Below are 21,271 nucleotides of genomic sequence, written 5' to 3'. Positions count from 1 at the left end.
TGCGCCTAGCCGGTTGTCGCCAGCCCCGGACCAAGCCGCAAGCCGATCGCGCTGGCGGTTTCGCGCAGCGCGGTCAGCGTGGCCTGCAGGCGCTCTGGCGGGTCGAAATCACTGCTGCCGCTGGTGACCGAAATCGCGCCGACAAAAATGCCGCCCCGGTTCAGCACCGGCACACCCAGCCCCGCCATGCCGACGTAATAGTCGTTGAAGGCCAGCTCATAGCCGCGGTCCCGGATCAGCCGGGCCTCTTCTGCCAGCCGGATCGGGTCAGTCTGCGAAAACTGGGTGAATTGCGGTTGCGGCTGCGAAAGCCAGGCGGCGCGATCCGCTTCTTGCAGATGCGCCAGGATCACGCGCGGCCCGGCGGCCATGTTCAGGGGCACCACAGTTCCTGGCGTCGACCAGGGCACATCCAGAAACACATCCGAGGCGCGCACCCGCTCGATACAGATTGCGCCCTCTGGATCGGTCAGCCAGAAGAAAGAGGTCATCTTCGTGCGCTCGGCCAGGCCCTGCAAAAACGGGGCTGCGATTTCACGAATCGGTCGCGGACCGCGCACGGCCGGCTGAAATTTAAGCATTCCGATATCCAGCCCATAGCGGCCGTCATCCTCGAAACGCTGCACCAGCCCGGTCTGACACAGCGCCAGCAGCATCCGCCGCGTGGTGTTCTTATCAAGGCCCGCGCGCGAGGCGACCTCGGTCAGGCTAAGCATCGGTTCTCTTTGGGTAAATGTTCGCAATATCGCAGCGACCCGCTCGACAGCACGCATCGGTGCGGCGTCAGTGCTGTTTGTGGAGGTGCTGGCTTTGGCGCCAGGGCCTGAATCGCTTGTCATCTGTAAAAGTATCACCTGTTGATACAGTAAATTCGCTTATTGACTTAAGAAGATCAATAATCTTTCTTCAATCTTAACGAGAATAAAACAGGGAGACTGAACGTGAACGCTGAAACGCGTGCTGCAATCCTGCGCTCTGTCGATGAGGGTTTCGACGAACAGATCGCCTATACCCAGAAACTGATCTCTTTCGCCTCGCAGCGCGGGCAGGAATTCACCGTCCAGGATTTCATCTATAATGACTTCGCCGCGCGTGGTCTGAAGATGGATCGCTTTGAGATGAATGAGGCAGAGCTGATCGCCCATGAGGGCGGCGCGCCCTTCTCAAAAGATCATTCGCGGGCGCCGATCGTGGTGGGGATCCACCATCCGAAAGAGGAAAAAGGCCGCTCGCTGATCCTGCAGCATCACCTGGATGTGGTGCCGGTTGGCCCGGTTGATATGTGGGAATACGACCCCTATGGCGGTGAGATCGTCGGCGACCGGCTTTATGGCCGTGGCTCGGGCGATATGAAGGCGGGGGCTGCGGCCAATGTCTTCGCGCTTGAGGCGCTGAAGCGGATCGGGCTGCAACCGGCGGCGACGGTCTATCTGCAATCGGTGGTCGAGGAAGAATCCACCGGCAATGGCGCGATGCAGACTTTCCTGCGCGGCTATACCGCCGATGCCTGCCTGATCCCCGAACCCGAAGAGAACAAGCTGGTCCGCGCCTGCGGTGGCGTGTTGTGGTTCGAGGTCGAGGTGCGCGGTATTCCGGTGCACGTCCGCGAGATGGGCGAAGGCGCCAATGCCATCGACGCCGCCTACCGTGTGATCACATCGCTGCGCGAGATCGAGGCGAAATGGAACGCCGAAAAAGCCAATCATCCGGGCTTTGAGGATGAACATAAGCCGATCAATATGAACATCGGCATTATCGAGGGCGGCGACTGGGGCTCTTCGGTGCCGGCCTGGTGCCGCTTTCAGGTGCGGATCTCGATCTATCCGGGCCAAAAAGCGCAGGACAAGTTGCATGAGATCACAGATCACATATCATCCTTCGCACGCAGCGACCGATTCCTGGCGCAGAACCTGCCGAAGGTGACGCAGAATGGCTTCAACGCCGAGGGCTATTACCTTGAGCCCGGCTCTGAGGCCGAGGCGGTGCTGGCCACGGCGCATGAGGCGGCCTTCGGTGCACCGCTCGAAAGCTTTACCACCCCGGCCTATCTCGATGCCCGGGTCTATGCGCTTTACAACCGGATTCCGACCCTGTGCTACGGGCCGGTTTCCCGCAATATCCACGGCTTCGATGAATATGTGAGCCTGGAGTCTCTGCGCAGCGTCACCAAATCCATGGCGCTGTTCATCGCCGACTGGTGCGGGACCGAGCCGGTCTGAGAACCGGCCCATCCGCGCTGAAATCTCCCCCGGCGCAAGATCGGGGGCAAACAGACAGGGATAGAAAAATGAAAACAAGCTTTACCAGAACACTCGGCGCCGCATTGATGGGGGCCACTCTTCTGACGGCAGGCCTTGCCTCGGCGGAAGAAATGAAGATCGGCGTTGTCGGCCCGCTGACCGGCCCGGCCGCCACTTCGGGCATTGCGATGCGCGACGCCTATCAGTTCGTCGCCGATGAGGTGAACGCCGCTGGCGGGATCGAGATGAACGGCGAGAAAGTCACCCTGAACCTGATTTTTGAGGACAGCGCCTCGCGTCCTGAAATGGGTGTTTCGGCGGCGCAAAAACTGCTGACCCGCGACAATGTCGATCTGATGATCGGCGACACTTTCGCCTCGTCGGTCACCATCGCGCTGATGGATGTGGCGGCCTCTTATGGCAAATTCGTCATGAGCGGCCAGCCGGTTTCCTCGGAAATCGCCCGCAAAGTGGAAAGCAGCCCCGAGCAATTCGCCAATTTCTGGAAGGGCAGCTGGAACTCTGACGCCTATGCGGTTGCGGTTTATGAGGCGGTTGAGGGGCTGACCGAGGCGGGCAAGTTCGATCCGGGCTCGAAGAAAATCGCTTTCGTCTTCGAGGACACCGATTACGGCAAGTCGAACGCCGAATATGCGCTGCCGCTGTTCACCGAGGCGGGCTGGAGCGAAGTCGCCCATGAGGCCGTGCCGCTGGGCCATGCCGATTTCTATCCGCAGCTGTCGAAACTGCGGGCAGAGCAGCCCGATGTGCTGGTCTCGATCTTCACCTCGGTCAATTCCGGCGTCGCGCTGGTGAAACAGATCAAGGAAACCGGCCTCGATACGCTGCATGTGGCGATCTATTACCCGCTGCGCCCCGAGTTCCATGAAGGGGTCGGCAGCGATTCCGAAGGCATGCTCTGGACGCCGATGCTGTTCGACCCGGTGAACAACGAAAAGCACAAAGCGTTGGCCGAGCGTCTGGCTGAAAAGAACATCGTGGCCAATGGCGATCACGCGCAGGGTTACTGCCAGTTCGCGCTGCTGGTCGACAATCTGAAACGTGCGGGCACCTTCGATCCGGCACAGCTGTCCGAGGCCTTCGGCACCAGCGCCTTCGACTGCTATACCGGCCGTTTCGTCTATGACACCACCAACCACAGCCCGAAAATCGGCCCCGACTTCCTGCCGGTTGCCGTGGCTCAGGTCCAGGAAGGCGTCAGCCGCGCCGTCTGGCCCGCCACTTCGGCCACCGCCGAGTTCAAGTAAGCCCTGACCGGGGCGCGGGGCTGTCGGGATCTGGTCCCGACGGCCCCCACCGCTGCTTCGCATATCTTTGCGGGGCTCTTTTCCATCCGCTGAAACCGGAGTCTGACCCATGGTGAATCTGGCCGCGAAGCCGATCCTCCAGGTCGATGCCATTACGATGCGCTTTGGCGGCATCGTGGCGATCGACAATCTCTCTCTCGACGTGAAACAGGGTCAGATCCTCGCCCTGATGGGGCCGAATGGCGCCGGAAAAACCACGACATTTCATGTGATTGCGGGTGTTCACCGCCCCACCTCGGGGCGGATCCTGTTCCAGGGGCGTGACATCACCAATATGCGCCCCGATGGCCGCTGCACGGCGGGTGTTGCGCGCACCTTCCAGATCACCCAGCCGTTCGAGCAGCTCTCAGTCACCGAGAATATCATGGTGGGCGCAAGGCCCTTCCATTCCTCGATGGCGGATCTGCGCAAGGCGTCCGAGGTTTACGCCCATAAGGTGGGCCTCGGCGACAAGCTGGATGCGCCTGCGAAGGGGCTTTCGACCGGGCAGCGCAAGCGGCTTGAACTTGCGCGGGCCATGGCGACGCGCCCGAAACTGCTGTTGATGGATGAGGTGACCGGCGGCGTCGATATGAAGTCGATCCCCGGCATCATCGACCTGGTCAAATCCCTGCGCGATGAGGGTCTGACCATCGTGCTGATCGAGCACAATATGAAGGTGATCAGCGAGCTGGCTGATGAGGCCGTCTTTATGAACCGCGGCGCGCGGATGGTTTCGGGCACGCCGCATGAGGTGGCGACCGATCCGGGCGTGGTCGAACTTTACCTCGGGGAGGCGAAAGATGGCCACTGAACCCACGCCCAAACTCATGCTCGACGTCCAGAACGTCAATGTCATTTACGGCAATTACCAGGTGCTCTGGGATGTGTCGATGCAGGCCAATGCGGGCCAGGTGATGGCGGTGCTGGGGCCGAACGGCTCGGGGAAATCCACCATCCTCAAGGCGATCATGGGCCTGACGCCGGTGCGCTCGGGCAAGGTGATCTTTGAGGGCGAAGACATCACCAACCGCCCCGCCCATGAGATGATCGAGCGCGGTATCTCCATGGTGCTGGAGCGTCGTCGCCTGTTCACCGGCATGACCGTCTATGAAAACGTCATGCTGGGGGCCTATCACAAATCGGTCCAGAAATACGCGAAAGAGCGGCTGGAATGGGTCGAAAGCCTGTTCCCGATCCTGAAGGAACGCCGCGACCAGGTGGCGGGCAAGATGTCCGGGGGCGAGCAGCAGATGGTCGCCATCGCCCGCGCGCTGATGTCGAAGCCGAAGATGCTTTTGATGGATGAGCCTTACCTCGGCCTCACGCCGCGCATCGTCGGCCAGATCGCCGAGATCATCCACAAGGTGAATGCCGAGGGCATCGCGGTGATCTTCAATGAGCAGAACGTCAAGCTGTCCTTCGGCATCTCGAACTACGGCTACCTGCTGGAAAGCGGCCGCGTGATGCTGAACGGCACCGGGGAAGAGATGATGAATTCCGACGTGATCCGCCGCGTCTACCTTGGCGAATGAAGGGGCGCTGACGATGAACCTTGCAATCTTTATTGAGCAGATCCTGAACGGGCTGATCACCGGATCGATGTATGCGCTGATCGGCTCGGGCATCGCGCTGGTCTATGGCACCATGAAGGTGCTGAACCTCGCCCATGGTGAATTCTACATGCTGGGCGGCTATTTCACCTGGTATCTGGCGGTCTCGCTGGGGATCAACCCGGCGATTGCGATCCCGGCGGCGGTGGCGATTGCCTTCTGTCTGGGCATGCTGATCCAGAAGCTGACGGTCGAATATCTGATTCTGCGCGACAACTGGGCCTTTACCACAATCGCGGCCACCATGGGCCTGTCGATCATCCTGCAAAACGCCGCGCTGCTGGTCTTTGGCGCGAATTTCAACACTGTGCCCTCTTATGTTTCGGGGGTGATGGTGCTGGGCGATATCCGCATCTCCTGGCAGCGGGTGCTGATCTTTGTCGTGGCGCTGGCGACCATCGGCTTCATGACCTGGCTCTTGAAATACACAAGGCTGGGCTGGTCGATCCGCGCCACCTCGCAGGACCGTGACGCGGCCCAGGTCGTCGGGATCCCGGTCAAGCGCGTCTATATGATCTGCTTTGGCCTCGCCGCAGCGCTTGGCGCGCTGGCGGCAGCGATGCTGGCGCCGATCAATGCGATCAACCCCTGGTCGGGGATGCCGGTTCTGCTGAAGGGCTTTGTCGTCGTGGTGCTGGGCGGGCTTGGTTCGTTCCCGGGCGCGATCATCGGCGGTTTGCTCTTGGGCGTGGTTGAGGCGGTCGGCGTGCAGCTGACCTCATCTGAGTGGCGTGACGTGATCTCCTTCACGCTGATGATTGCCGTCATCTGGTGGCGGCCCTGGGGCCTTTTCGGGAAGAAATGACATGAAAAACATCCACTTCCCCCAAACCCCCCAGCCCGAAGGAGCAAATTGATGTTCAAGCCCCTTACCCAAAAATCCTGGGCTGGCATTGGTGCGGCGCTTGCGCTTGCGCTGGTTCTGCCCCTGATCACCCGCGACCCCTATGTGATGCATGTGATGGTGCTGGTGATGATCTTCGCGATCTTCGCCTCGGCCTGGAACCTTGTCACCGGCTTTGGCGGGTTGAAAACCTTTGGCCACCACGCTTTCTTCGGCCTTGGGGCCTATGGTTCCGCGCTTTTGGCGCTGAACCTTGGCCTTTCGCCCTGGATCACGCTTTGGCTTGGCGGGTTGATTGCCGCCGCTGCCGGTTTGCTGATCGGCACGCCCATTCTGCGGATCCGCTCGATGCCGCATGTCGCCATCGTGACGCTTGGCTTTGCCGAGATCGTGCGGATCTGTATCGCCAATTTCTCGGGCCTGACGCGCGGCGAGATGGGCCTTTGGGGGATCCCGCAGTTCGAGGGCTTCACCCTGCCGGGGATCGGCAAGGTCACCTTCTCGCCCGCAGACAAAGTGTCTTTCTACTATCTGGCGCTGGCGCTGCTGGTTCTGATGATGGTGGTGATCGTGCGGCTGATGCGCTCAAAAACCGGGCTGGCGATGCTGGCCATGCGCGATGGTGAGGACGCCGCCGAAAGCCTGGGCGTCAATCTGACCCGGATGAAGCTGATGGTCTTTGGCCTTTCCGCCTTTATCGTCGGTGTCGCCGGGGCGTTTTACGCGCATTACCTCTTGATCCTGACGCCTGCCTCGGCGGTCGGCGTTGATCTAATGATCTCGATCATTGCGATGGTGCTGGTCGGTGGCCTTGGCACTTTCGCAGGCCCCTTGGTCGGGGCGCTGGTTCTGACCGTGCTGATCGAACTGATGCGCGATCTCGAGAACTATCGCCTGCTGGGCTATGGCCTGTTGATCGTGCTGATCGTGATGTTCCTGCCGCGCGGCCTTGTGACGCTGCGCGAGCGCCTCTTCCCCCGCCCGCAGGAGTAAGCCCGATGGACGCAACCACCCGTCAACGCATCCTTGATGCGGTCGATGCAGGCTTCGCCGCGCAGCTGGAGTTCACCGCCGATATGGTGCGCTTTCCCTCGATGCGCGGGCATGAGGCTGCGATGCAGCAATTCATGGCTGATCAGCTGACTGCCCGCGGCTATAGTGTCGATCACTGGAAGATCGACGTGGGTGACATCAAAGACATGCGCGGCTTCGCGCCCGTCGAGTTCGTTGATTACGCCGAGGCCTTCAACGTTGTCGGCACCCTGACCCCGCGTGAGGTGAAGGGCCGGTCACTGATCATCAACGGCCATATCGACGTGGTGCCGCCCTGCGATGAGACCCGCTGGACGACGCCGCCGTTCGAGCCCCGGATTGAGGGTGGCCGCATGTATGGCCGTGGTGCGGGCGATATGAAATCGGGCCTCGCCGCCGGGATCTATGCGATCGAGGCACTGAAATCCGCTGGCTTCCGTCCCGCCGCCCCCGTTTACCTGCAATCCGTGGTCGAGGAAGAATGCACTGGAAATGGCGCACTCGCCTGTATCCAGCGCGGCTATAAGGCCGATGGGGCGCTGGTGCCGGAACCCTTTGGCGCCTCGATCATGCGGGCTGAGGTTGGGCTGATCTGGGCCTGCATCGACATTGAGGGCGATCCGCAGCATGCCTCGGCGGCCTTCAAAAATGTCGGGGCAAATGCGCTGGAAAAGGCGATCCATATCTGGCCCTTCATGAAGCGGCTGGAAGCGGAATGGAACGCCCGCAAGGTGGATCACCCGGTCTATAAGGACCACCCGCATCCGATCCGCGTCAATCTGGGCAAGCTGTCGGGCGGCGATTGGGTGTCCTCGGTCCCCGCGAAGGCGCGGATGGAGCTGCGGATCGGCGTGCTGGAAGGCGAGGATCTGGCGAAGATCCGTCAGGAAATCGCCGACCGTCTGGCCGAGGCCTGCGCCGCTGATCCTTACCTCGCGGAACACCCGGCGAAGCTGACCTTCCACGGCTTCATGGCCGATGGTTACGTCCTGCAGCCCGGCTCGGATATCGAGGCGGCGATGGGCACGGCGCATCAGGCGGTCTTCGGCGAGCCGGTCACCTCGACCATCAGCTCGGCGGTGACGGATGCGCGTTTCTTCGGCCTTTACCAGGACACGCCTTCGCTTGTTTACGGCGCGACCTGTGGCCTGCCGCATGGCATTGACGAATATGTCGAGCTGGACAGCCTGCAGCAGGTCACCCGTGTCTATGCGCTTTTCATCGCCGAATGGTGCGGGCTGGAGGCGATCTGATGCCAAAGGTTGATGAGGCAAGGCTCTGGGCCAGCCTGATGGAAATGGCCGAAATCGGCCCGGGTGTGGCGGGCGGCAACAACCGCCTGGCCTTCTCGCCCGAGGATGACGTGGCACGCGGCCTTTTTCGCAACTGGTGTCAGGCTGAGGGGCTGGCGGTTACTGCCGACGCCTTTGGCAATCAATTCGCCACCCGCGCCGGGGCTGAAGATCTGCCCCCCCTGCTGATCGGCAGCCATCTCGACACGCAGCCGACCGGCGGGCGATTTGACGGCGTGCTTGGCGTGCTGGCGGGGCTGGAGGTGATGCGGGCGCTGAACGCAGCCGGGCATCAGACGCGCCGCCCGGTGGTGCTGGTGAACTGGACCAATGAAGAGGGCGCGATCATCCGCCCGATGATGGGGTCTGAGGTTTTCACCGGCGCGCTTTCGCTGGAAGACGCCCGCGCGATGATCGATCATCGCGGCAACCGCCTTGGCGATATGCTGGATGCTTTGCAAAACGGCGCGGGCGATCTTGCGCCCGGTTTCCCCGTGTCCGCCTATGTCGAGCTGCATATCGAACAGGGCCCGGTGCTCGAAGCCGCAGGCGAGACAATCGGCGTCGTGAAAAGCGGCATCGGCTTTCGCCGCTGGCTGCTGACCTTCACGGGCCGCGACAGCCACGCCGGACCAACGCCGATGGAGGTGCGCCAGGATGCGATGGTCGCCGCCGCCCATGCCGTGCTGATCGCCGATGCCGAGGCGCGCGCGCTTCCCGGCGGGCGCGGCACCTGTGGTCGGATCGAAAGCCCCAATGGCTCGCAGGTCACTGTGGCCTCACGGGTCGAGCTGACGCTGGATCTGCGCCATGAGGATCTGGCAGAGCTGGACGCGCTTGAGGCCCGGGTGCTGGGCCGGATCCGGACCCAGGCGGCGGCACTGAACGTCGGATTTGAGGTGGTCAATACCGCCAATTCGCCGCCTGTCCCCTTCGCGCCCGAGGTGGTCGCGGCCGTTGATGCGGCGCGGCTGAAAAACGGGTTCAGCGGGCGGCAGATGGTCAGCGGTGCGGGGCATGACGCCTGCAATATCGCGCGGGTGCTGCCTGCGGGTATGATCTTTGTCCCCTCGGTGGATGGCATCAGCCACAATGAGGCCGAATATACCGCGCCCGGCGATTGTGCGGCGGGCGCGCAGGTCTTGCTGGATACGGTGATCGCCCTGGCAGGGTGATACCATCCCCTGGGTGGAGATGACGAATATGCTGGGTCGGGCGACAAATCCGGTCATCATCATTCTGATCGCGCTGTGCTGGGGGCTGAACTGGCCTGCAGTCCGCCTTGCGCTGCATGAGATCCCGCCCTGGACGCTGCGGGTGATCGGCATGGGGGCGGGCTCGCTGTTTCTGTTCAGCCTTGCGGCGCTGACATCGCGGCCGTTGCGAATGGCGCGGGCCGATTGGGGCGTGGTGTTCCTGGCGGGGTTTCTGTCGATCACCGCCTTCAACATCCTGCTTTCATTCGCGCAGCTTGCCGCGCCCACCTCGCGGGCGGTGATCGTCACTTTCACCATGCCGTTCTGGACGGTGCTATTTGCGCGGATCATCCTGGGCGAGCGGCTGGACCAGCGCCGCCGGATCGCGCTGGCGGTTGGCGGGGCTGGGCTGATCTGCCTTGGCTGGCCGCTGATCATGGCGGGCAGCTTCGGCTATGGGCTGATGCTGGCGCTGCTGGCGGGGATCTCCTGGGCGCTTGGCACGGTGGTGCTGAAGCGCTTTCCGGTCACCGCGCCGCCGATGACGGTCACGGCCTGGCAGCTGCTGGCGGGGGCGCTTGCCGCCCTCTGCGGTGTGGCCCTTTTCGAGCCAGCGGTCTTGCGCGAGGGCCTTGATCTGACGGCGCTGCATGCACCCACCTGGGGCGGGCTGGCACATCACATCCTGTTTTCGCAGGCGCTGGCCTATCTGCTTTGGTATGCGCTGCTGGCACGGATGCCCGCCGGGCGCGTCAGCCTGGCCACATTGCCGGTGCCCGCGATTGGCAGCATCAGCTCGGTCCTTTTGCTGGGCGAGCGCCCTACCCCTGCAGATGTCCTGGGCCTGATCCTTCTGACGCTTGGCGCGGCCATCGTCATGTTGCCCGCGCGGCAGACCGCCAAAGGTCAGCCATAGGGCGGCACGGTGCCTGCGCCCAGGGGATGCAGGCACCGTAAGGTCGGATTGCGGTCAGATCTCTTTCAGGATCTCTGCTGCGATCCGCACGCTCAGCGCCGCCCCGGTCAGGGTCGGGTTTACGCAGGACGAGGAGGGCATCACGCTGGTTCCGGCGATGAACATATTCTTGTGGTCATGCGTCCGGCAATCGCGGTCAACGACCGAATCCGCCGGATCATCGCCCATTATCGTGGTGCCCATGATATGCTGGCGGTTCTGGAAGCCCTCATCGACGGAAACCACATCGGCATCCAGCAACTCGGCAATCCGGTAGAGGTCTTTCAGCCCCTGTTCCTTGCCCGCATGCCAGTAATCATCAACATCATACCAGATCGCAGGCACCGGAATGCCAAGCGCGTCCTTCTTCTCGGGATGCGGCGTGACGCGGTTGTTGGGGTTCGGCAGGGTCTCAAAGTCGATCGCCCAGTTCAGCGAACGCGCCGACTGGCGCTTGATCTCGGCGTCGAGTTCCGAGCCCATCAGCCCCTTTGCCAGCAGCTTCTGCGTGGTCGAAAGAACCGGAGTCGTATTGCGGACCTTGATCTTATATTGCGGGAAATCACGGCGGAAATCGCCGTCGCGGTTGTTCACATAGGTCAGCAGCTGGGTCGGGCCCTGGCCCGGCCAGTAATCCTCTTTGGCCATCACATTCATCGAAATGCCGGTGTGGTCCATCAGGTTGCGGCCAACCTGGTCTGAAGAGTTCGCAATCCCGTTCGGGGCATTCTTCTGCTTGTTCAGAAGCATGATCTTGGGGCTTTCGATGGCATAGGCGGCCATCACATAGCGCGCGGCGGTCAGCTTGTGTTCCGACCCATCGGGGCGCTTGTACCAGATCGCCGAGATCTGCCTGTCATCACCCACGTCGATCTTATGGACAACCGCATTGTCCAGCACCTGGGCGCCGTAGCCCTCGGCCTCATCAATGCTCATCGAGCCGTCATATTTCGCGGCAATCGGGCAGACCGGGTTACAGGCGTTGTTCCCCGCACAGATCGGGCGCTTTTTCCACGGCACGGTGGCACGGGCCGAGGCCTCCAGCACCGGGTTGAAGCCGCCAGGCGTCAGCCGGTCCATCAGCTTTTTCATGAAATGGCTCGGCTTCAGCCCCGGCATCGGATAGGGGGCCGAGCGCGGCGGATAGGGCGCGCCGCCTTTGCCGCTTTCGTCCTGGCCATCGGTGCCGGTGACGCCGATATCCATCTCGGCCTGAAGATACCAGGGCTCCAGCTCATCATAAGAGATCGGCCAGTCGCGGCCGCGGCCGTATTTCGACTTCAGCGCGAAATCATTGGGGATCATCCGCCAGAGCGCCGAGCCGAAGTGCCAGGTCGTTCCACCCACCACCCGCAGGTAAGAGGTGTTGAATTTCACCGGCCCCATCTGCTGCAGATAATCGCCATAGGTCGAGGGAGAATGCGGCAGGCTGGGATAGGGCGAGCCCACGCCCTGCAGCTTCGCATTGGCCAGCGACAGTTTCACCGGCGCATTGCGATAGGTCTCGACGATATCGCGGCGTTTCACGCGCGGACCGGATTCGAGGATGATGACCTTTTTCCCGGCCTTGGCCACGCGGGCGGCAATGATGCCCCCCATCACGCCCGAGCCGATGACGATGACGTCTGCGTCAAAATCTGTTGCCATTTTTCGCGCCCTCTTACTTCGTCACGCCGGGAATGATGTCGGGGCCCCAGGTATGGGGGCCGGGACCATAGGTCGGAACCGGGATGTAGGGATTGGTGGGCACATACATCAGCGCATCGGCGTAGGCGATCAGCTCGGCCACCTCGGGTTCGCCCACCACGCCCAGATACCAGGCCGAAACGATCTTCAGCGCCGAGGCCTTCAGATCATCCGACAGATCCGGTGCGGCCAGAAAGGCATCCATATCGGCAAAGCCGTGCTGGTCGATAAAGCCCTGCAGCGCCGTGATTTCCCCATCAAGATCGGGGTTGTGTTTCGCCAGCGCCACCAGATAGCGCGCGCTCAGCGTCGGGTTCAGGCTCTTTCCGGTCAGGAAGGTCGAAAGTTTCAGAAAGGCGTCATCCGTGGCGGCAAGCGCCGGATTTGCCACGACACCGGGGGCAAGGGCGGCCAACGCAAGCACGGCGGCGCTGCCTTGCAAAAGCGCGCGGCGGCTGATCTGGGACGTGTTCATAGGGCTCTCCGCTCAGGCGAGAAAATTCTGCTGGTCACTGTTTTGTTCACCATCGGATCAGGCAGCCTGCCGCCGCCGTATCAGGCGCAACACGCCCCAGATCGCCAGAAGGAAAACGACGACCCCCACCGCAGCCGCATAGGGCGTATAGGGCGCGAGTTTGACGATCAGCGGTTTCGGCCCGCCGTTGCGCAGTTCAGTCACCTGGTCTGCCGTGACCTTCACCGCCGGATTGCCGAAGGTTGCGAAAACATAGTTCGAGACATCGGCGATTTCCTGATCGCTCAGGCTTTCGGTCGGATAGGCAGCGGGGCCAAAGCCCGGCATCATGGTGGCGACGCCGCCCGCATTGCGGTGCACGCCCTCAACGATGGTGGCGATCAGATTGTCAGGACGATCCGCGCCCGTAACCGCATTGTTGTAAAGCGAGGGGTAATCTTTCGCGCCCTGGCCGTTCACGCCGTGGCAGGCCGCGCAGGTGCCCGAAAACAGCCGGAAGCCCGGATCATCCGCGCCTGGTGCGCCGCGCAGAACCGCCTCGGTTTCATTCGGCGGCGCGTAATCAAAGCGCGAGACCGTCTCAGCCGAGCCAATCGCCGGCACCGATTGCACATAGGTGACGATGGCATTGATGTCGTCATCGGTCAGGTGCTGGAAGCTGTGCTCGATCGCCTCAGCCATCGCGCCCCCGGCCTGGGATTTGCCGATCACATTGCCGGTGCGCAGATACTGCGTCAGATCATCGCGCGACCAGCTGCCGATCCCGGCAATCTTATGCGGCGTGATATTCGGCGCATACCAAAGCCCAAGCGAGCCGCCCGCATAGGTCTGGCTGGCATCTTCGCCCATCAGCGCATTGCGCGGCGTGTGGCAGGTCGAGCAATGCGCCGGGCCCTCGGCGAGATAGGCGCCCCGGTTCCATTCCGCGCTTTGCGTCGCATCGGGCTGAAAGCGGGTCCGGTCGAGAAACAGCATATTCCACCCCGCCATCGAGGCGCGGACGCTGAAAGGGAACTCCAGTTCGGTCTTTACATTCGGCTTGTCGACCGGGGTGACCTCATGGATGAAATAGGCGTAAAGTGCCGCGATATCCTCATCGGTGATCTTCGCGTAAGAGGGGTAGGGCATCGCCGGGTAAAGGTGGCTGCCGTCTTTCGCGATCCCGTCCCGCACAGCGCGGGCGAATTCCTCTTCGCTCCAGTTGCCGATGCCGAATTCTTTCGAGGGGGTGATATTGGTCGCCCAGATTGCGCCCATCGGCGATTGCACGGCATAGCCGCCCGCGTATTTCTCGCTGCCGCCAGGTGCCGTGTGACAGGCCACGCAGTCGCTGGCGGTTGAGAGATAGCGGCCGCGCTCGATCAGCGTCTTATCTGCATCCTGCGCAAATGCCGCGCTGCCACCAGCGGCCAGCGCTGCAACTGCGATCATGCCGCGAAAGGCGTTGCTTTTGCGCGGCTCAGGGGCCCCGATCTTAAGGCGCATAGGTCTCGACCTTCCACATTTCGTGAAATCTAACCCCAGGGTGGCCCTGGGGCAGTTCTTCCCGATAGTGGACGAAACATCCATCTGCGGCTTAGCTTCGCGGGCATGGCGCGGCGGTTTTGCTGCCAGAATGTTGATCTTGCTGCGTATTAGTCCCAACAGACAAGGCCGCAAAATCAGGCCATCTGTCGCAGGGGCATTTCGTCGCACATCGTTATCATCGTGATAAGAGGCGCTTCAGGCGTTGTAAATTTACGTTATATGGATACATCATTCACCAAATGTGTAATCTGGGTGCGATATGAAGATCAGCCTCACCAATGCGGCCCTGTTCCTGTCGATCCTGGAGGCGGGCAGTCTGACCACGGCTGCGGCACGCAACAACCTTGTCGCGGCGGCGGTCAGTGCACGGATGAAGCGGCTGGAAGGCGACCTCGGCCTGACGCTTTTTGAGCGCGACCGCTATGGCATGCGCCCGACCCTGGCGGGCCTTGCGCTTGAGCCCCACGCCCGGCGCATGGTTGATACCGCAGGCCAGGCCGAGGCCGCGATGCAGTCTTTCCGGGGTGAGATGATCGGCCAGCTGCGGGTGCTCAGCAACAGCAATATGCTGTCAGAGCATCTGCCGCGCCTGTTGGGACAGTTCCTCGGCCGCTACCCCGATATCACTGTCGAGGTCGAAGACCGGCCCAGCCTGGAGGTGGTGGATCTGTTGCGCCGCGGGCTTTGGCACATTGGCGTGGTGGCGGCCTCGGCGGATCGTTCAGGGCTTGAGGCATTTCCCTTCGTTGCCGACAGGCTGGTGGCGGTGGTGCCGCCCGGGCCAGAGGATGACGAGGCGGTCAGTTTCGCCACGCTTTTGGGCCGGGGGATGATTGGGCTGCCCGAACATGCCGCACTGGCGCAGTTCATGCGCCGCACCGCGACCGAGTTGGGAATAAAGCTGCAGATGCGGCTGCGGCTTCCCTGCTATGCGACGCTATGCGAGGCGGTGGCCGAGGGCGCGGGCAGCACCATCATGGCCGAGAGCGCGGCCCGCCGGTTTGCCTCTGGTGTTGCTGGTGGCGTGAACGGGGCCCCCTCTTGCCGGATCGTGCCGCTGAGCGATCCCTGGGCGCAAAGAGAGCTGTATATCTGCAGCCGGGCCGAAGCGGAATTGCCCGCCCCGGCCCGGCAGTTGCTGGCGCATTTCCGCGATTATGCAGAGCGCCAGGCGAGTGGGGTCAGCCCTGAAGTCCGGCCCAGCTGAGGCCAAGGCGCGCGCCCTCGGCGGCCAGCTCGTCGCGTACCACGTCGGGCAACGAGATACCGGATTCAAGCCGCTTCCGGCGCAGCCCGGCCTCGATTTCGCCCGGCAGGTAGATCTCTTCGACGCCCTCGGCCTTTGGCACCGCCTTAACCGAGGCGATATAGGCATCCATATTGCCCAGGAAATCATCGACCGCCCCGAAGGCAGAGATATCGATCGCGCCAAAGTAATGGCTGACCGGGTTTGCCTTGTCGGGGTTTGACGCCATATCCAGCAGCTGCGTCGAAAGGCGTGAATTGGCCAGAACGCCGCTGAGCACCTCGATCATCCCCGCAATTGCTGACCCTTTAGGCCCGCCAAAGGGCAGCAAGACGCCTGCCAGCGCCTCTTTCGCATCGGTGGTCTGGCCGCCATCCCGGGTCAGGGCCCAGCCCTCGGGGATCGGCTCGCCCTTTTTGTTGGCGAGGATGATCTTGCCGCGTGCGACAACACAGCTGGCCATGTCGAAAACGAAGGGCAGCGATGTGCCGGCCGGGATCGCAATGCTTGAGGGGTTGGTGCCATAGACCGGCGCTCGCCCGCCCCATGGCGCAACCCGCGCAGCCCCGTTCGAGCCGGTGAAGCCGATCATCCCATGGTCCAGCGCCATGCGCGAGAAATAGGCGGCGGCGCCATAATGGTCGGAATTGCGCACCACCACAAAAGAGGTGCCCGCCTCACGCGCCTTGCGGATCGCCAGCTCCATCGCGCGTTTCGCGGTGACCTGGCCCATGGCGTGATGGCCATCGACCAGCGCGGTGGCGGCGCGTTCCTGGACCACCTCGGTCCGGGCGACGGGTTGCAGCCCGCCCTGACGCAGGCGGTTCAGATAGGTGACAGTGCGGCTGACGCCATGCGATTCAACGCCGGTCAGATCGGCCTCGACCAGCGAATCGGCGACAAGCAGCGCGTCTTCCGCCGGAACGCCCGCGCCCTCGAAGAGGGTGGCGCAGATCTGGCGCAGATCATCTGCCCTGATGGTGATGGCCATGTTCAGCGCTCCTGATAGGTGGTGTCAAAGAAGGTGAAGCCCAGTTTTTCCAGCGCTTCATCCGAATAGGCCGAGCGATCCCAGCTGTCCGCCTCAATCGCCGCGCGGGTTTTCAGCTCTTTGTCCAGCTTGCCCTGGGCGCGTTTCAGGATCTCGGGGGCTTCTTTCGGCGGGATGATCAGCACCCCATCCTGATCGCCCAGCACGATATCGCCGGGGTTCACCACCACGCCGCCACAAGAGATCGGCACGTTGATCTCGCCCGGGCCATTGCGATGCGGCCCACGCGGCGTGACGCCACGCGCGTAAACCGGGAAATCCATCTCGGCAATCGAGGCGCGATCGCGCATCGCGCCATCAACCACCAGCCCCGCGAGGCCGCGCTTTTGCGCCCAGAGCACCATATTCTCGCCGCTCAGCGCGGTGGTCAGATCACCGCCATCCTCGACCAGGATCACATCGCCCGGCTCTGCCATATCCAGCGCTTTGTGCAGCAAGAGGTTGCAGCCCGGACGGGCGCGAACCGTAAAGGCCACGCCTTTCATGGGGGCGGTATTCCAGGGCCGGATTGCCGCGTCGAGACAGAACATCCTGCTCATCTCATCGGCGACATTGGCGACAGGGATCTCGGCAAGGGCGGCCACCAGCTCGGGGTTGGCACGCGGGAGACGGCGATAAATGCGAAGCCCGACGGGGGACATGTTCTCTCCAAAATAGATCAGCGGTTCTATTATTGAACCAAGATCGCGGCTGTCAACTGGCCAATATCAGGCTTATTAGGCCCGTAATTTCAGAAAAATATGTAGAAACCAGAATGCCGGGCGCGTTTTGCTTGACAGGCCTGTTCTGTTTTAACTATCCGATATGCGGGATTCTGCACCACAGGATTCCACCCAGAGGAGGAGAGAACCGTGAAACACTGCACCTGGAGGATCGCCCTCGGGGCGATGGGCGCGCTTATGACCGGCCTTTCGGCCGGGGCGCAGACGCTGCCCGATTACTATCCGTCCGACTACAGCGAGATCGTCGAGGCCTCGCGCGGCGAGGCCGGGCTGATGATCTATTCCAACCTCTCGGCCGAGAATGCCGGCCCGATGGTGGCGGGGTTCCAACAGGCCTATCCCTGGATTTCGGTCGAGATCATGGATCTGGCCGCAGGCACGCTGCATTCCCGCTGGGAGGCCGAGGCAGGTAGCTCTGCCCGCACGGCGGATCTGCTGATTTCAACGGCGGTGGATCGCTGGGTTGATTATGCCGCCCAGGGCAAGCTGATGGACTACCAAAGCCCCGAGGCCCCGCATCTGCCCGAATTCGCCCTGCCCGGAGGTGGCATCTATGTGATGTCGACCGACCCGATGGTGCTGGTCTACAACACGCTGCTGACCCCGGCCGAGGACGCGCCCACAGGTGTGGATGATATCGCCCGCCTGGCTGCGGCCGATCCTGGCACCTATGCCGGGCGGCTGACCACCTATGACCCTTTGCGCAACGCCTTTGGCCTGTCGATCTGGTATGCGGCGATGCGCGACAAGGGCCAGGGGCTCTGGCCCGCGCTTGACGTGATCGGCCCCCAGATCCGGGGCGAGAATTCCGGCGGGGCGCAGCTGGATAAGGTGGCGACCGGGGAATATATCGCCTCGATCTATGTCTCGGGGATTGCGGTTTTCCCGCGCCAGCAGCAAAGCGGCGGCGAGATTTACGGCGTCACCTTCCCCGATGACGGCACCCCGATTGCCTTCCGCGGCATGGGGATTCCCACCGTCTCAGCCAATCCCAACTCGGCGAAGCTGTTCCTTGACTACGCGCTCTCATCAAAAGGCCAGACCGAGCTGGGCAAAGGCGGCGTCACCCCCTACCGCGATGACGTGCCCGAGGCCGAGATCCCCTTCTACACCTTCCAGTCGATCGCCGAGCTGGTTGGCGCGGAAAATCTGGTTCTGATCAATTTCGACAGCGGCATGGCTGCGGGCGTTGACGCCTTCACCGCGCGCTGGAAACAGGCAACCGGCGAGAAGTAACGCCCCGCGCCGCCGCTTTCGCAACGGCGGCGCTGCCCGCATCTTCAGGAAATCTCAATGACCCAATCCGTAACCGGCCCGGCCGAACGGACGATGGACAAAGGCGCGATGATCCAATGGAGCATCACCGCCCTGACCGTTGTTCTTGTTCTTGGCCCGCTGCTGCCGATTTTCGTCCAGGCTTTCTCGGCAAAGCCGATCTATGAGGCCGATCCCGGCCGCACCCTTGATAATTTCACCACGCTGCTGGGATCGTCTTCGTTCCATGACACGCTGTGGAACACGCTGGTCTTTGGCGTGATCACGGCGCTGGTGGCGCAGCTGTCGGGGGTGATTACGGCAATCATGGTCTCGCGCACCAATCTGCCGGGGCGCCGTGTGATCGGTGAGATCCTGATCTGGCCGCTTTTGGTCAGCCATCTGGTGATCGCCTTTGGCTGGTTCACCATGTATGGCCCCTCGGGCTATGTCAGCCTCTGGATGCGGGCCAACCTGGGGTTTGTGCCCTGGAACCTCTATACGGTCGAGGGCATGGGCGTGATCGCGGGCCTGTCGCAGGCACCGCTGGCCTATCTTCTGTGCCTTTCCTCACTTTCCAAGGCCAATGCCCAGCTGGAAGATGCCGCCCGCAGCGTTGGTGCGGGGCCTTTCACCGCGCTGATGCGGGTGACGCTGCCGATGATGCGCCCGGCGATCATCTATTCCACCGTGCTGAATTTTGTGATCGGCATCGAGATGCTGTCGATCCCGCTGATCTTCGGCGTGCCGGCACGGATCGAGACACTGACGACCTTCCTTTACAATCAGGGGATCAATGCGCCCTCGGGCCCCGACTATGGGATCGTGGCGGCGGCGGCAGTGATCCTGTTGTTCGCGGTTTCGGGGCTGGTCTGGCTGCAGGGCAGGCTGATGAAGAACCGCGACCGCTTTGTGACGGTGGGGGGCAAGGCCTCACGCCCGGCGGTGATTGATCTGGGGCGCTGGCGCTGGCCCGCCTTTGTGGTGATCGGCGGCTTTGTCTTTACCACGATCATTCTGGTCTTCCTGGGCGTTTTCATGCGGGCAGGCGTCACCATTCTGTCGCCGCTGGTGCCGATTGCCAAAGTGGCGACCTGGGACAATTTCTCGGTAATTTTCGATCACGCCAATTACACGCGCTCGATCTGGAACTCGCTTCTGGTGGGGATCATCGGCGGCGTGGTGGGCACGGCTGCGGTAACGCTGATCGCGCTGGTCGCGGTGCGCTCTTCCTTCCGCCACGGCCGCAAACTGGAGCATGTCGCGCTTTTCCCGCGCGCCGTGCCCGGGATCATTGCCGGGATCGGGTTTTTCTATGCGGTGATCTGGGTGCCGGGGCTGGATGCGTTGCGCGGCACGATCTGGATCCTGATCCTTGCCTTCACGGTGCGCTATATCCCGGTCGGCTTCAGCGCCCTTGCGCCGGCACTTGGCCAGATCTCACGCGATCTGGACCGCGCGGGCTATACGGTTGGCGCCAGCTGGTGGCAGGTCTCGACCCGGATCGTCATTCCGCTGCTGAAACCTGCGATGTTCTCGTGTTTCGCGCTGCTCTTCATCCACTTCTTCAAGGAATATGTCAGCGCGGTTTACCTCTTCCAGCCCGGCTCTGAGATCATCGGCACCTCGATGCTGTCTCTCTGGGCGCAGGGCAACAGCGGCGCGGTCTCGGCCCTTGCCACGATCCAGATCGCCCTCACCGCCACCTTCGTCATCATTGCCCGCAAACTTATGGGAGTTCGCATCTATGGCTGATCTCAAAATCTCAAATCTGGTCAAGGCCTTCGGTGCGGTGACGGCGGTGGACAATGTCTCGCTGACCGTGAACGAGGGCGAGTTTGTCACCCTGCTTGGCCCCTCGGGCTGTGGCAAATCGACGACGCTGGCGGCGATTGCGGGGCTGGACAGGCCGACCTCGGGGCGGATCTCGCTGGGCGATAAGGTGCTTTTTGACGGGGCGACCAATGCTTTCCTGCCACCAGAGCGACGCAATATCGGGCTGGTGTTCCAGTCTTACGCGCTTTGGCCGCATATGAGTGTGGCCGAGAACCTGGCCTTCCCGCTGAAGCTGCGCCGCATCGATCGGGCAGAGCGGTCGCGCCGCATCGAAGAGGCGCTGGATCTGGTCGAGATGACCGCCTTTGCTGACCGCTATCCGTTCGAACTGTCCGGCGGCCAGCAGCAGCGGGTGGCGCTGGCCCGAACCATCGTCTACCGGCCCAGCATCCTTTTGCTCGATGAGCCGCTTTCGAACCTTGATGCGAAGCTGCGCGAGCGGGCGCGGATCTGGCTGCATGATCTGCAACGCAAACTGGGCGTGACCGCGATCTATGTCACCCATGACCAGGCCGAGGCGCTGTCGCTTTCCGACCGGATCGCGGTGATGTCGGGTGGCCGGGTCGTGCAACTCGGCACCCCGAAAGAGGTGTTTGAAACCCCGGCCACGCCCTTCGTCGCCGATTTCATCGGGTCAAGCAATTTCCTCACCGTTCAGGTGGAAAACCGCGACGGCGGGCCTGCCGGGGTGCTGGGTGACGGCCAGGCGATTGCCTTGCCCGAGACCGCAGCCGCCTTGGCGGGTGAAAGCCGCCGCATCGCAATCCGCCCCGAATGGCTGCGGTTGCGCCCGTTTGAGGATGCCCGTCCGGCCTCGGTTCTGAGGGGCCGGATCACCGGGCGTGACTATCTTGGGGTGCGCACGCTTTATACTGTCCAGGTTGGCCAGGACAGTCTGCGTGTCGAGACCGATGAGGCGATTTCCGGCGAGGAGGTCAGTGTCTACCTTCCTGCGGCGCAAACCATTGTTTATAATATCTGACCAGCAAGAGGGC

General features: G+C 62.4%; 19 protein-coding genes. 13 read left to right on the top strand and 6 right to left on the bottom strand.

Going from position 1 to position 21,271, the window contains the following annotated elements:
• Nucleotides 1-5: 5 nt before the first annotated feature.
• The gene (locus tag HOY34_RS17835) at nt 6-773 is read right to left on the bottom strand and encodes an IclR family transcriptional regulator (RefSeq protein ID WP_301538911.1); all 768 of its coding nucleotides are present in this window, start codon (nt 771-773) and stop codon (nt 6-8) included.
• Between the two features lie 168 nt (nt 774-941).
• On the opposite strand from HOY34_RS17835, the gene HOY34_RS17830 reads away from it, so the two are divergent.
• From HOY34_RS17830 to HOY34_RS17790, 9 genes are all read left to right on the top strand, one after another.
• Nucleotides 942-2,219, top strand: a complete 1,278-nt coding sequence (locus tag HOY34_RS17830) for an ArgE/DapE family deacylase (protein WP_366926980.1) — start codon at nt 942-944, stop codon at nt 2,217-2,219.
• Nucleotides 2,220-2,287: 68 nt separating this feature from the next.
• The gene (locus tag HOY34_RS17825) at nt 2,288-3,508 is read left to right on the top strand and encodes an ABC transporter substrate-binding protein (protein ID WP_172365356.1); all 1,221 of its coding nucleotides are present in this window, start codon (nt 2,288-2,290) and stop codon (nt 3,506-3,508) included.
• A 109-nt stretch (nt 3,509-3,617) separates the two neighbouring features.
• The gene (locus HOY34_RS17820; protein ID WP_172365354.1) at nt 3,618-4,361 is read left to right on the top strand and encodes an ABC transporter ATP-binding protein; all 744 of its coding nucleotides are present in this window, start codon (nt 3,618-3,620) and stop codon (nt 4,359-4,361) included.
• The gene (locus tag HOY34_RS17815; protein WP_172365352.1) at nt 4,351-5,082 is read left to right on the top strand and encodes an ABC transporter ATP-binding protein; all 732 of its coding nucleotides are present in this window, start codon (nt 4,351-4,353) and stop codon (nt 5,080-5,082) included. The genes HOY34_RS17820 and HOY34_RS17815 overlap by 11 nt, the downstream gene beginning before the upstream one ends.
• A 13-nt stretch (nt 5,083-5,095) precedes the next feature.
• The gene (locus HOY34_RS17810) at nt 5,096-5,965 is read left to right on the top strand and encodes a branched-chain amino acid ABC transporter permease (protein WP_172365350.1); all 870 of its coding nucleotides are present in this window, start codon (nt 5,096-5,098) and stop codon (nt 5,963-5,965) included.
• A gap of 51 nt (nt 5,966-6,016) precedes the next feature.
• Nucleotides 6,017-6,997 carry a branched-chain amino acid ABC transporter permease gene (locus tag HOY34_RS17805; protein ID WP_172365348.1) on the top strand — a complete coding sequence of 327 codons (981 nt, stop codon included), beginning with the start codon at nt 6,017-6,019 and terminating at the stop codon, nt 6,995-6,997.
• Nucleotides 6,998-7,002: 5 nt separating this feature from the next.
• Nucleotides 7,003-8,289: an ArgE/DapE family deacylase gene (locus HOY34_RS17800; protein WP_172365346.1), complete on the top strand. Its 1,287-nt coding sequence runs from the start codon at nt 7,003-7,005 to the stop codon at nt 8,287-8,289.
• Nucleotides 8,289-9,503, top strand: a complete 1,215-nt coding sequence (locus HOY34_RS17795; protein WP_216654823.1) for a Zn-dependent hydrolase — start codon at nt 8,289-8,291, stop codon at nt 9,501-9,503. Before HOY34_RS17800 ends, HOY34_RS17795 begins: the two co-directional genes overlap by 1 nt.
• 19 nt (nt 9,504-9,522) lie before the next feature.
• Nucleotides 9,523-10,440 (top strand): DMT family transporter, encoded by a 918-nt coding sequence (locus tag HOY34_RS17790; RefSeq protein ID WP_172365342.1) that lies wholly within the window; start codon nt 9,523-9,525, stop codon nt 10,438-10,440.
• 54 nt (nt 10,441-10,494) lie between these two features.
• Here the strand turns inward: HOY34_RS17790 and HOY34_RS17785 are convergent, their stop codons facing one another.
• The 3 genes from HOY34_RS17785 to HOY34_RS17775 are packed head-to-tail and all read right to left on the bottom strand — an operon-like array spanning nt 10,495 to nt 14,125.
• A complete protein-coding gene (locus tag HOY34_RS17785; protein ID WP_172365340.1) occupies nt 10,495-12,126 on the bottom strand; it encodes a GMC family oxidoreductase in 1,632 nt (543 codons plus the stop codon).
• Nucleotides 12,127-12,139: 13 nt separating this feature from the next.
• The gene (locus HOY34_RS17780; RefSeq protein ID WP_172365338.1) at nt 12,140-12,640 is read right to left on the bottom strand and encodes a sugar dehydrogenase complex small subunit; all 501 of its coding nucleotides are present in this window, start codon (nt 12,638-12,640) and stop codon (nt 12,140-12,142) included.
• Between the two features lie 57 nt (nt 12,641-12,697).
• Entirely contained in the window at nt 12,698-14,125 is a 1,428-nt protein-coding gene (locus HOY34_RS17775) for a c-type cytochrome (protein ID WP_172365336.1), read from the bottom strand.
• Nucleotides 14,126-14,426: 301 nt separating this feature from the next.
• Between HOY34_RS17775 and HOY34_RS17770 the strand changes: the two genes are divergently transcribed.
• A complete protein-coding gene (locus HOY34_RS17770) occupies nt 14,427-15,374 on the top strand; it encodes a LysR substrate-binding domain-containing protein (RefSeq protein ID WP_172365334.1) in 948 nt (315 codons plus the stop codon).
• Here the strand turns inward: HOY34_RS17770 and HOY34_RS17765 are convergent.
• Both HOY34_RS17765 and HOY34_RS17760 read right to left on the bottom strand, forming a co-directional pair.
• Complete coding sequence (locus HOY34_RS17765; protein ID WP_172365332.1) at nt 15,349-16,404, bottom strand: Ldh family oxidoreductase; 1,056 nt, start codon at nt 16,402-16,404, stop codon at nt 15,349-15,351. The genes HOY34_RS17770 and HOY34_RS17765 overlap by 26 nt on opposite strands.
• A gap of 2 nt (nt 16,405-16,406) precedes the next feature.
• Nucleotides 16,407-17,105 carry an RraA family protein gene (locus HOY34_RS17760; RefSeq protein WP_172365330.1) on the bottom strand — a complete coding sequence of 233 codons (699 nt, stop codon included), beginning with the start codon at nt 17,103-17,105 and terminating at the stop codon, nt 16,407-16,409.
• Nucleotides 17,106-17,315: 210 nt separating this feature from the next.
• On the opposite strand from HOY34_RS17760, the gene HOY34_RS17755 reads away from it, so the two are divergent.
• The 3 genes from HOY34_RS17755 to HOY34_RS17745 are packed head-to-tail and all read left to right on the top strand — an operon-like array spanning nt 17,316 to nt 21,258.
• Nucleotides 17,316-18,422 (top strand): ABC transporter substrate-binding protein, encoded by a 1,107-nt coding sequence (locus HOY34_RS17755; RefSeq protein ID WP_366926979.1) that lies wholly within the window; start codon nt 17,316-17,318, stop codon nt 18,420-18,422.
• Between the two features lie 57 nt (nt 18,423-18,479).
• Nucleotides 18,480-20,195, top strand: coding sequence for an ABC transporter permease (locus HOY34_RS17750; RefSeq protein ID WP_172365328.1), 1,716 nt, complete (start codon nt 18,480-18,482; stop codon nt 20,193-20,195).
• On the top strand, nt 20,188-21,258 hold the full coding sequence (locus HOY34_RS17745) for an ABC transporter ATP-binding protein (protein WP_172365326.1): 1,071 nt from the start codon (nt 20,188-20,190) through the stop codon (nt 21,256-21,258). Before HOY34_RS17750 ends, HOY34_RS17745 begins: the two co-directional genes overlap by 8 nt.
• The last annotated feature ends 13 nt before the right edge of the window (nt 21,259-21,271 follow it).

Origin of the sequence: Pseudogemmobacter hezensis (assembly GCF_013155295.1) — a bacterium.
GTDB lineage: Bacteria > Pseudomonadota > Alphaproteobacteria > Rhodobacterales > Rhodobacteraceae > Pseudogemmobacter > Pseudogemmobacter hezensis.
Note: the sequence above shows the minus strand (reverse complement) of the source record. Positions and strands in the feature narration are given on the sequence as shown.

Bases quoted from the DNA above. Each gene is read 5' to 3' on its own strand.
- HOY34_RS17810 (WP_172365350.1), top strand. From the start codon at position 5,096: ATGAACCTTGCAATCTTTATTGAGCAGATCCTGAACGGGCTGATCACC.
- HOY34_RS17820 (WP_172365354.1), top strand. From the start codon at position 3,618: ATGGTGAATCTGGCCGCGAAGCCGATCCTCCAGGTCGATGCCATTACG.
- HOY34_RS17745 (WP_172365326.1), top strand. From the start codon at position 20,188: ATGGCTGATCTCAAAATCTCAAATCTGGTCAAGGCCTTCGGTGCGGTG.
- HOY34_RS17765 (WP_172365332.1), bottom strand. From the start codon at position 16,404: ATGGCCATCACCATCAGGGCAGATGATCTGCGCCAGATCTGCGCCACC.
- HOY34_RS17750 (WP_172365328.1), top strand. From the start codon at position 18,480: ATGACCCAATCCGTAACCGGCCCGGCCGAACGGACGATGGACAAAGGC.
- HOY34_RS17790 (WP_172365342.1), top strand. From the start codon at position 9,523: ATGACGAATATGCTGGGTCGGGCGACAAATCCGGTCATCATCATTCTG.
- HOY34_RS17760 (WP_172365330.1), bottom strand. From the start codon at position 17,105: ATGTCCCCCGTCGGGCTTCGCATTTATCGCCGTCTCCCGCGTGCCAAC.
- HOY34_RS17780 (WP_172365338.1), bottom strand. From the start codon at position 12,640: ATGAACACGTCCCAGATCAGCCGCCGCGCGCTTTTGCAAGGCAGCGCC.
- HOY34_RS17825 (WP_172365356.1), top strand. From the start codon at position 2,288: ATGAAAACAAGCTTTACCAGAACACTCGGCGCCGCATTGATGGGGGCC.
- HOY34_RS17785 (WP_172365340.1), bottom strand. From the start codon at position 12,126: ATGGCAACAGATTTTGACGCAGACGTCATCGTCATCGGCTCGGGCGTG.
- HOY34_RS17770 (WP_172365334.1), top strand. From the start codon at position 14,427: ATGAAGATCAGCCTCACCAATGCGGCCCTGTTCCTGTCGATCCTGGAG.
- HOY34_RS17815 (WP_172365352.1), top strand. From the start codon at position 4,351: ATGGCCACTGAACCCACGCCCAAACTCATGCTCGACGTCCAGAACGTC.
- HOY34_RS17805 (WP_172365348.1), top strand. From the start codon at position 6,017: ATGTTCAAGCCCCTTACCCAAAAATCCTGGGCTGGCATTGGTGCGGCG.
- HOY34_RS17800 (WP_172365346.1), top strand. From the start codon at position 7,003: ATGGACGCAACCACCCGTCAACGCATCCTTGATGCGGTCGATGCAGGC.
- HOY34_RS17795 (WP_216654823.1), top strand. From the start codon at position 8,289: ATGCCAAAGGTTGATGAGGCAAGGCTCTGGGCCAGCCTGATGGAAATG.
- HOY34_RS17835 (WP_301538911.1), bottom strand. From the start codon at position 773: ATGCGTGCTGTCGAGCGGGTCGCTGCGATATTGCGAACATTTACCCAA.
- HOY34_RS17775 (WP_172365336.1), bottom strand. From the start codon at position 14,125: ATGCGCCTTAAGATCGGGGCCCCTGAGCCGCGCAAAAGCAACGCCTTT.